The sequence below is a fragment of the Kitasatospora sp. NPDC059571 genome, assembly GCF_042735675.1.
In the GTDB taxonomy this organism is placed as follows: domain Bacteria; phylum Actinomycetota; class Actinomycetes; order Streptomycetales; family Streptomycetaceae; genus Kitasatospora.
Genome location: NZ_JBHWBW010000287.1, coordinates 1 through 10,067 on the forward strand (window position 1 = coordinate 1; position 10,067 = coordinate 10,067).

5 protein-coding genes are annotated in these 10,067 nt (G+C 72.8%); 3 read left to right on the forward strand and 2 right to left on the reverse strand.

Features of this window, described 5'->3' with window-relative positions; all coding sequences use genetic code 11:
- Window positions 1–88: 88 nt before the first annotated feature.
- Window positions 89–2,479: an endopeptidase La gene (gene lon, locus ACFV0G_RS26255; RefSeq protein WP_380552775.1), complete on the reverse strand. Its 2,391-nt coding sequence runs from the start codon at window positions 2,477–2,479 to the stop codon at window positions 89–91.
- A gap of 201 nt (window positions 2,480–2,680) precedes the next feature.
- Window positions 2,681–3,409: a rhomboid-like protein gene (locus tag ACFV0G_RS26260; protein WP_380552779.1), complete on the reverse strand. Its 729-nt coding sequence runs from the start codon at window positions 3,407–3,409 to the stop codon at window positions 2,681–2,683.
- Window positions 3,410–4,007: 598 nt separating this feature from the next.
- Here ACFV0G_RS26260 and ACFV0G_RS26265 point away from each other — a divergent pair.
- From ACFV0G_RS26265 to ACFV0G_RS26275, 3 genes are all read left to right on the forward strand, one after another.
- A complete protein-coding gene (locus tag ACFV0G_RS26265; RefSeq protein WP_380552782.1) occupies window positions 4,008–4,730 on the forward strand; it encodes a response regulator transcription factor in 723 nt (240 codons plus the stop codon).
- An 83-nt stretch (window positions 4,731–4,813) separates the two neighbouring features.
- On the forward strand, window positions 4,814–5,956 hold the full coding sequence (locus ACFV0G_RS26270; protein WP_380552785.1) for an ATP-binding protein: 1,143 nt from the start codon (window positions 4,814–4,816) through the stop codon (window positions 5,954–5,956).
- A 297-nt stretch (window positions 5,957–6,253) separates the two neighbouring features.
- Window positions 6,254–9,982, forward strand: a complete 3,729-nt coding sequence (locus tag ACFV0G_RS26275) for a multifunctional oxoglutarate decarboxylase/oxoglutarate dehydrogenase thiamine pyrophosphate-binding subunit/dihydrolipoyllysine-residue succinyltransferase subunit (RefSeq protein WP_380552788.1) — start codon at window positions 6,254–6,256, stop codon at window positions 9,980–9,982.
- Window positions 9,983–10,067: the final 85 nt, after the last annotated feature.

Consider the following 10,067-nt stretch of genomic DNA (forward strand, 5'->3'; position numbering starts at 1 on the left):
ACCCCCCCGCGCGGCGGGGGGGCGCCCCCCCGGGGGGGTGCTGGCTCTCGGGGGGGCACACCCCCCCCCCCCCCACCGGGCCGCCCCGTCAGGCGGCGACCAGCACCTCGGCCGGCTCCAGGGCCAGCGTCAGCACCTCCCGCACGTCGGCGACCGGGTGGACGGTGAGGCGCTCCAGCACCTCGGCCGGGACGTCGTCCAGGTCGGCCTCGTTGCGCTTCGGGATGATCACCGTGGTGACTCCGGCCCGGTCGGCGGCGAGCAGCTTCTGCTTCACCCCGCCGATCGGCAGCACCCGCCCGGTCAGCGACACCTCGCCGGTCATCGCCACGTCGGTGCGCACCTTGCGCCCGGAGAGCAGCGAGGCCAGCGCGGTGGTCATGGTGATGCCCGCGCTCGGGCCGTCCTTGGGGACGGCGCCCGCCGGGACGTGCAGGTGGATGCCGCGCTCCCGCAGCCCGGTGACCGGCAGCTCCAGCTCGGCGCCGCGCGAGCGGAGGTAGGAGAGCGCGATGTGCGCGGACTCCTTCATCACGTCGCCCAGCTGGCCGGTCAGGGTGAGGCCGGTGGAGCCGGTCTCGGCGTCCGCCAGCGAGGCCTCGATGTAGAGGACGTCGCCGCCGGCGCCGGTGACCGCGAGGCCGGTGGCCACGCCGGGGACGGCGGTGCGCCGCTCGGCGGGCTCCTGCGCGGACTCCGGGGTGTGGTGCGGCCTGCCGATCAGCGCCCGCAGGTCGTCCGCGCCGATCGCGGCCGGCAGCTCGCGCTCGCCGAGTTCGGACTGGGCGGCGACCTTGCGCAGGATCCGGGCCACCGTGCGCTCCAGGTTCCGCACGCCGGCCTCCCGGGTGTACTCGCCGGCGAGCCTGCGCAGCGCGTCCTCGCCGACCGTCACGTCCTCGCCGGTCAGGCCGGCCCGCTCCAGCTGCCGGGGCAGCAGGTGGTCGCGGGCGATGACGACCTTCTCGTCCTCGGTGTAGCCGTCCAGGCGCACCAGCTCCATCCGGTCGAGCAGCGGCTCGGGGATGGCCTCCAGCACGTTGGCGGTGGCGAGGAAGACCACGTCGGACAGGTCGAGCTCGACCTCCAGGTAGTGGTCGCGGAAGGTGTGGTTCTGCGCCGGGTCGAGCACCTCCAGCAGGGCCGCCGCCGGGTCGCCGCGGTAGTCGGAGCCGACCTTGTCGATCTCGTCGAGCAGCACCACCGGGTTCATCGAGCCGGCCTCCTTGACGGCGCGCACGATCCGTCCGGGGAGCGCGCCGACGTAGGTGCGCCGGTGGCCGCGGATCTCGGCCTCGTCGCGGACGCCGCCGAGGGCGACCCGGACGAAGGAGCGGCCCATCGCCCGGGCGACCGACTCGCCCAGCGAGGTCTTGCCGACGCCGGGCGGGCCCACCAGGGCCAGCACCGCGCCTCCGCGGCGGCCGCCGATCTGCCCGAGCCCCTGGTCGGCCCGGCGCTTGCGGACGGCCAGGTACTCGACGATGCGGTCCTTCACGTCGGCCAGGCCCGCGTGGTCCGCGTCCAGCACGGCGCGCGCCCCGGCGATGTCGTAGGCGTCCTCGGAGCGGACACTCCACGGCAGCTCCAGCACGGTGTCCAGCCAGGTGCGGATCCACGAGCCCTCGGGCGAGGCGTCGGAGGAGCGCTCCAGCTTGTCGACCTCCTTGAGCGCGGCCTCGCGGACCTTCTCCGGGAGGTCGGCGGCCTCCACCCGGGCCCGGTAGTCGTCCTCCTCGGTGCCGGACTCGCCGTTCAGCTCGGCCAGTTCCTTGCGGACGGCGTCCAGCTGGCGGCGGAGCAGGAACTCCTTCTGCTGCTTGGCGACGCCCTCCTCGACGTCCTTGCGGATGGTGTCGTTGACCTCCTCCTCCGCGAGGTGCTCGCGCAGCAGCGTCAGCGCGTACTCCAGGCGGGCCAGGCGGTCGGCCTCCAGCAGCACCTTGAGCTTCTGCTCGGCGGTGGCGAAGGGCGCGTAGCCGATGTTGTCGGCGAGCTCGCCGACGTCCTCGATGGCGGCCACCCGGTCGACGATCTGCCAGGCGCCGCGGCGGCGCAGCCACTGGGTGGAGAGCGCCTTGTACTCCTTGACCAGCTCGGCGGCCCGGCCGGCCACCGCGGTGCCCTCCGCGGACTCCTTGAACGCGGTCGTCTCGACCCAGAGCGCGGCGCCCGGGCCGGTGGTGCCCGCCCCGATCCGCACCCGGCGCACGGCGCGGACCAGCGCGGCGGGATCGCCGTCGGCGAGCCGGCCGACCTGTTCCACGGTGGCCAGGGTGCCGACCGCGGCGTACGAGCCGTCGAGCCTGGGCACCAGCAGGACCTGGGGCTTGGCCGTCGACGCCGCGGCCCGGGCGGCCTCGACGGCGGCGCGCACCTCGGTGTCGGACAGGTCGAGCGGGACGACCATGCCCGGGAGAACCACCTCGTCGTCGAGCGGCAGCACGGGCAGGGTGAGCGGAGTGGACGTCGATGCCATGATCTCTCCCCAGTCAGCGAAGTTGAGTTGACCTGACTAAGGATTGGTGGGGCCCGGATGTTCCCCGCGGGCTGTTCGCTCTCGGCGATCACCCGCGGACAGGCCGGAGCGGCCCGCGGCCGCGATCGGCCGACCGGGCAGGTCGGCGAGGTCGGAGAGGTCGGAGAGGTCGGAAGGCCGGGCCGGGCGGGACCGGCGGGGTCAGGCGGAGGCCGCGGCGCCGCCGGCGGTGCGGGCCGGGCGCCGGGCGGCACGGCGGCGCAGCGGGCGGCGGGGCGTCCTCGGGCCGCGGCGCAGCGGGCGCCAGAGCGCCACCCCGATCAGCAGGGCGGCCGGGTGGCCGACGCCGGTGAGCAGGTCCGGATCGGTGAGCAGCTGGTGCCCGATGAGGACGGCCGCGGCCCCCAGCGCGGCCGCCCGCCACCGGGGTGCGAGCAGGCCGGCCAGTGCGCCCAGGCTGGCCAGGACGCCGTAGCTGACCCCTATGTCCAGGGCGTCCAGGGCGTCGGCGCCCGGCCCGCCGAGCGCCACGGCGGCCAGCAGCACGCCCTGGGAGAGCAGGGTGGCGCCGACGTGCCCGGCGGCGAAGACCCCGGCGGCGCGCAGCGGGCCGACCCGGCGCTCCAGCGGGGCGACGGTGACGGCGAAGGCCCACAGGTAGGGCGTCCAGACCGGGCCGGCCACCCAGCAGCCGCTGGTGACCAGGGCCAGCAGCGGGTGGTGGGTGAGGTTGTGCACATCGGTGCTGGAGAGCGCCTGGAGCCGGTGGACCAGCCTGGGGTCGGCCGCGCGGGCGAAGAGCGTGGTGCCGAGCAGCAGGGAGAGGTAGCCGAGCGCGAAGGGATTGCGCCGCGGTGTGGGCACGGCGCGCAGCAGCAGGCCGCGCGCCCGCGCGAAGGGGGTCGCCGCCACCGCGCCGGTGTCCGCCATGGGCCCTCCGTCCGCCGGGATGCGCTGCTGCGCCCCCGTCCAACGTACCGAGGGCATGCGGCGGCCCGCACGGACGGCGGGTCCGCAGGGGGGACGCCGACCGGCTTGTCGTGCCCACGATACGTTTGCTGCCTGGGAGCCCGCTGGGGAAGAGCTGTGAAGAATGCTTGAGCTTCGGTGAACGTCCGCCGCGGCTTGGTCCGTACCTGCCGTCCGTTCACGGACGAACGGTCCAGCGGTAAGTGGCAAACCCGGGGTGCACGTGCGTACACGCCGTTACAGCAGGGTTTTCTGCCGGGTAAGGTATCGCCCCGTGCCCGGTCAGGGACGTGGCCGGTATCCGGCCACGGGCCGGAAATGCCCGGTGCACCTGCCGGCACGCCCGCGGTGTCCGTACCCTGCCAGGAGTGCGGGTCGGGTGCGTGGACCACACGGCGCATCCACGCCGTGAGGGTGCCGTCGGCGGAACGGCATCCGGCGGTCACAGCAGGCCGGTTGAACAGCACACGACGGAACAAGACGACTACGACGCGGCGCCCGCCACCCCCACAGGTGGCCGGCCCGCAGCCCTGGGGGCGGTGGCGTGACCGTGACAGAAATGCAGCAGGAGACCGGTGGCAATCCGGTCGGAACACAGCGACGGGTCCTCGTGGTGGAGGACGAGCCGACCATCGCCGAGTCCATCGCGGCCCGGCTGGGCGCGGAGGGCTTCAAGGTCGCCGTGGCCCACGACGGCCCCGGCGCGGTGGACGGCTTCCACACCTGGCAGCCGGACCTGGTGGTGCTCGACATCATGCTGCCGGGCTTCGACGGCCTGGAGGTGTGCCGCCGGATCCAGGCGCAGCGCCCGGTGCCGGTGCTCATGCTGACCGCGCGCGACGACGAGACGGACCTGCTGGTCGGCCTCGGCGTGGGTGCGGACGACTACATGACCAAGCCGTTCTCGATGCGCGAGCTCGCGGCCCGGGTGAACGTCCTGCTGCGCCGCGTGGAGCGCGCCCAGCAGGCCGCCAGAACTCCCGCGCTGGGCTCGCTGCGGTTCGGCGAGCTGGAGATCGACCACGTGCAGCGCCGGGTCCGGCTCGGCTCGGGCGACGTCCACCTGACGCCGACCGAGTTCGACCTGCTGGCCTGCCTGGCCGCACAGCCGCGCGCGGTGCTCACCCGCGAGCAGCTGCTCGCCGAGGTCTGGGACTGGACGGACGCCTCCGGCACCCGCACGGTCGACAGCCACGTCAAGGCACTGCGACGGAAGATCGGCGCCAGCTGGATCCGGACGGTCCACGGCGTCGGCTACGCCCTGGAGGCACCGCTCTCCTAGGCTTTCCTGCGGCGGCGCGCCGAGGGCATGGGCCACCGGGGGGCCCACGCTCTTTCCATCGTGCGAACCGGACCAGGGGCACCATGACCTTTCCACAGCAACGCAACGGGAGCGCCCAGACGCACCCGCGCCCCGGCCTGGCCGGCCGGGCGGCCCGCCGGGTGTGGGCCGACATGCGGCCGTTCGACCCGGTGCGTTCCATCAAGGGCAAGCTCGCCCTGCTGGTGATCGTCTCCGTCTTCCTGGCCACCGGGATGGTGGTCGTCGCGATCCGGTCCGAGACGCAGATCCGGATCATCATGATCTTCTCGATGATCGCCTCGCTGCTGTTCATGCAGTTCCTCGCGCACGGGCTGACCGCCCCGCTGCGCGCCATGACGGCCGCCGCCCGGGCGATGGCCCGCGGCGACTACAGCACCCGGGTGGACACCTCCTCCCGCGACGAGATCGGCGAGCTCGCCGACTCCTTCAACCGGATGGCCGCCGATCTGGAGGCCGCGGACCGGCACCGGCGCGAGCTGATCGCCAACGTGTCGCACGAGCTGCGCACCCCGATCGCGGCGCTGCGCGCCGTGCTGGAGAACGTGGTGGACGGCGTCGTGCAGCCCGAGCCCAAGACGCTCGGCGCGGCGCTGGAGCAGACCGAGCGCCTCGGCCGGCTGATCACCCACCTGCTCGACCTGTCGAAGCTGGACGACGGCGTCGTCCCGCTGGACGCCCGCCCGTTCGAGGTCCGCCCGTTCCTGGACGGCGTGCTGCGCGGGGTCACCGTGGACGGGGCCACCGCCGGCGGCGCCTACGGCCGGCGCGGCGACCTGCGCCTGAGCCTGGACGTGCGGCCCGGCGGGCTGACCGCGGTCGCCGACGAGGAGCGGCTGCACCAGGTGGTCGCCAATCTGGTCGACAACGCCTGCAAGCACTCGCCGGCGGGCGGCACCGTGACCGTCCGGGCCAGGCCCGGCGGCTCGCCGGGCGCCCTGCTGCTCCAGGTCGAGGACCAGGGGCCGGGCATCCCGGCGCAGGACCGCGAACGGGTCTTCGAGCGGTTCGGCCGCAGCGGCACCGCGACCGCGCTCGGTCCGGGCACCGACGGCGGCACCGGGCTCGGCCTGGCGATCGCCCGCTGGGCCGTCGACCTGCACGGCGGCGAGATCCGGGTCGCCGAGGCGGCCTCGGGCTGCCGGATCGAGGTCACCCTGCCGGGCGGCGCGCCCGCCCCGGCGTAGAACCGCGCATTTGTCACACAACTGGGACACAGCGGGGCCGGTCCGGCGCGGTCCGGCCCCGCACCCCCTCGCGGCGGACATCTTGTCCTATTTTGGGGCGATAATGGTGCTGCACGGCGGTGGTCGGTTCCCTGCCCCTGCGGGTTTCTAACGCACACAATCGGCCAAAATCCGGCCTACCACTGTGATCTGGGCGACGCCTGGCCAGGGGGGACTGCGCGATCACTGGTGGGAGGCGTAGCCTTAATCCCCGCTGTCCACCATCCCAAAAGGAAGCGGAAGAGGGCGGTTGCCCCGATGTCGCCACACCCTGAAACCCCCAGCTCGGCAAGCTCCACTGGCTTCGGCCCCAATGAGTGGCTCGTCGACGAGATCTACCAGCAGTACCTCCAGGACCCGAACTCCGTAGACCGGGCCTGGTGGGACTTTTTCGCCGACTACAAGCCCGGTACCGAGGTGACTCCAGTGACCCAGGCCGCAACCCAGGTCGGCCCCACGCCGACCCCCGTTGCTGCTCCTGCCGCCGCTGCCGCTCCGGCGGCGCCCGCTCCCGCTGCACCGGCCGCGCCGGTCCAGCAGGCGCCCGCGCCGCTCGCTGCAGCCCCTGCCGCGCCGCCCGCGCCGAAGGCCGCCGCTCCGGCGGCGCCCGCGCCGGCCGCCCAGGGACCCGAGCTCGTCCAGCTGCGCGGCCCGGCGAAGGCCGTGGCCACCAACATGGACGCCTCGCTGGAGGTGCCGACCGCGACGTCGGTGCGTGCTGTCCCGGCCAAGCTGCTGATCGACAACCGCATCGTCATCAACAACCACCTGCAGCGCGCCCGCGGTGGCAAGGTCTCCTTCACCCACCTGATCGGGTACGCGCTCGTCCAGGCCATCAAGGCCTCGCCGGGCATGAACCACAGCTACAAGGTGGAGGACGGCAAGGCCTACCTGGTCAAGCCCGACCACGTGAACCTCGGTCTGGCCATCGACCTGGTCAAGCCGAACGGCGACCGCCAGCTGGTCGTCGCGGCCATCAAGAAGGCCGAGACGCTCGACTTCTTCGGCTTCTGGCAGGCCTACGAGGACATCGTCCGCCGGGCCCGCGCCAACAAGCTGACCATGGACGACTTCACCGGGGTCACCGTCTCGCTGACCAACCCCGGCGGCATCGGCACCGTGCACTCCGTGCCGCGCCTGATGCAGAACCAGGGCACCATCGTCGGCGTCGGCGCCATGGAGTACCCGGCCGAGTTCCAGGGCTCCTCCCCGGACACCCTCGCGCGCCTCGGCGTCTCCAAGATCATGACGCTGACCTCGACCTACGACCACCGGGTCATCCAGGGCGCCGCGTCGGGCGAGTTCCTGCGCACCATCCACCAGCTCCTGCTGGGCGAGCACGGCTTCTACGACGAGGTCTTCGAGTCGCTGCGCATCCCGTACGAGCCGGTGCGCTGGGCGACGGACGTCGCCGCCACCCACGACGACGAGGTCAACAAGACCGCCCGCGTCATGGAGCTCATCCACGCGTACCGCGTGCGCGGCCACCTCATGGCCGACACCGACCCGCTGGAGTACAAGCAGCGCAAGCACCCCGACCTGGACGTGGTCCAGCACGGCCTCACCCTGTGGGACCTGGAGCGCGAGTTCGCGGTCGGCGGCTTCGGCGGCCAGAAGATGATGAAGCTCCGCGACATCCTCGGCCTGCTGCGCAACACCTACTGCCGCACCGTCGGCATCGAGTACATGCACATCCAGGACCCGAAGCAGCGCAAGTGGCTGCAGGAGCGCCTGGAGAAGCCGTACACCAAGCCCGAGCGCGAGGAGCAGCTGCGCATCCTGCGCCGGCTGAACTCCGCCGAGGCCTTCGAGACGTTCCTGCAGACCAAGTACGTCGGGCAGAAGCGCTTCTCGCTGGAGGGCGGCGAGTCCCTGATCCCGCTGCTCGACGCGACGATCGACGCCGCCGCCGAGCACCGCCTCGACGAGGCCGTCATCGGCATGGCCCACCGCGGCCGCCTGAACGTGCTGGCCAACATCGTCGGCAAGCCGTACGCCCGGATCTTCGGCGAGTTCGAGGGCAACCTCGACCCGAAGTCGATGCACGGCTCCGGCGACGTCAAGTACCACCTGGGCGCCGAGGGCACCTTCACCGGCCTGGACGGCGAGACCATCAAGGTCTCGCTGGCGGCGAACCCGTCCCACCTGGAGACGGTCGACCCGGTCGTCGAGGGCATCGTCCGCGCCAAGCAGGACGTCCTGGACCAGGGCGGCACCACCTTCCCGGTGCTCCCGATCCAGGTCCACGGCGACGCGGCCTTCGCCGGCCAGGGCGTTGTCGCGGAGACCCTGAACATGTCGCAGCTGCGGGGCTACCGCACCGGCGGCACGATCCACCTCGTGGTCAACAACCAGGTCGGCTTCACCGCCGCCCCGGCGTCCTCGCGCTCGTCGATGTACTGCACCGACGTGGCCCGCATGATCGAGGCGCCGATCTTCCACGTGAACGGCGACGACCCGGAGGCCGTGGTCCGCGTCGCGCGGCTCGCCTTCGAGTTCCGGCAGGAGTTCCACAAGGACGTCGTCATCGACCTCATCTGCTACCGCCGCCGCGGTCACAACGAGGCAGACAACCCGTCGTTCACCCAGCCGCTGATGTACGACCTGATCGACAAGAAGCGCTCGGTGCGCAAGCTGTACACCGAGGGCCTGATCGGTCGCGGCGACATCACCATGGAAGAGGCCGAGCAGGCCCTGCAGGACTTCCAGGGCCAGCTGGAGAAGGTCTTCGCGGAGGTCCGCGAGGCCGCCGGCGCCCCCGCCCCGGCCGCCAACGGCAAGCCGGTCGCGGACTTCCCGGTGAACATCCAGACCGGCATCTCCGAGGAGATGGTCAAGCGGATCGCCGCCTCGCAGGTCAACCTGCCGGAGTGGCTGACCGTCCACCCGCGCCTGCTGCCGCAGCTGCAGCGCCGCGCCGCCTCGGTCGAGGACAACACCATCGACTGGGCCATGGGCGAGACCCTCGCCATCGGCTCGCTGCTGATGGAGGGCCACCCCGTCCGCCTCGCCGGCCAGGACAGCCGCCGCGGCACCTTCGGCCAGCGCCACGCGGTCCTCATCGACCGCAAGACCGGCGAGGACTACACCCCGCTGCTCTACCTGACCGAGGACCAGGCCCGCTTCACCGTCTACGACTCGCTGCTCAGCGAGTACGCGGCGATGGGCTTCGAGTACGGCTACTCGCTGACCCGCCCGAACGCGCTGGTCATGTGGGAGGCGCAGTTCGGCGACTTCGTCAACGGCGCGCAGACCATGGTGGACGAGTACATCGCCTCCGCCGAGCAGAAGTGGGGCCAGCACTCCGGCGTCACGCTGCTGCTGCCGCACGGCTACGAGGGCCAGGGCCCGGACCACTCGTCCGCCCGCCCGGAGCGCTTCCTCCAGCTGTGCGCGCAGAACAACATGACGGTCGCCATGCCGACCCTGCCGTCGAACTACTTCCACCTGCTGCGCTGGCAGACGCACAACCCGCACCACAAGCCGCTCATCGTCTTCACCCCGAAGTCGATGCTGCGCCTGAAGGCCGCGGCGTCCGCCACCTCCGAGTTCCTGTCCGGCTCGTTCCGGCCGGTCATCGGCGACAGCACGGTCGACCCGGCGCAGGTGCGCAAGGTGGTGATCACCTCCGGCAAGTTCTACTACGACCTGGAGGCGGCCCGCACCGAGCGCGGCATCACCGACACCGCGATCGTCCGGATGGAGCGGCTCTACCCGCTGCCGGTGGCCGAGCTCCAGGAGGAGCTCGCCCGCTACGGCGAGGGCGTCCAGTTCATCTGGGCCCAGGAGGAGCCGGCCAACCAGGGTGCCTGGCCGTTCGTCGCGATGAACCTGGTCGACCACCTCCAGGTGGTCATCGGCCGCAGCGCCGGCGACTCCCGCCTGCGCCGCGTCGCCCGCACGGCCTCCTCGGCCCCCGCGGTCGGCTCGGCCAAGCGGCACGCCGCCGAGCAGCAGGCGCTCCTGGACGAGGTCTACTCGCTCTGAGCCCAGGACCTCACGGTCCGGGGGGGCGGGGGGGGGCGCCCCGCGCGCCCCGCGGGGGGTGGGGGGGGGGGCGCGCCCGCCCCCC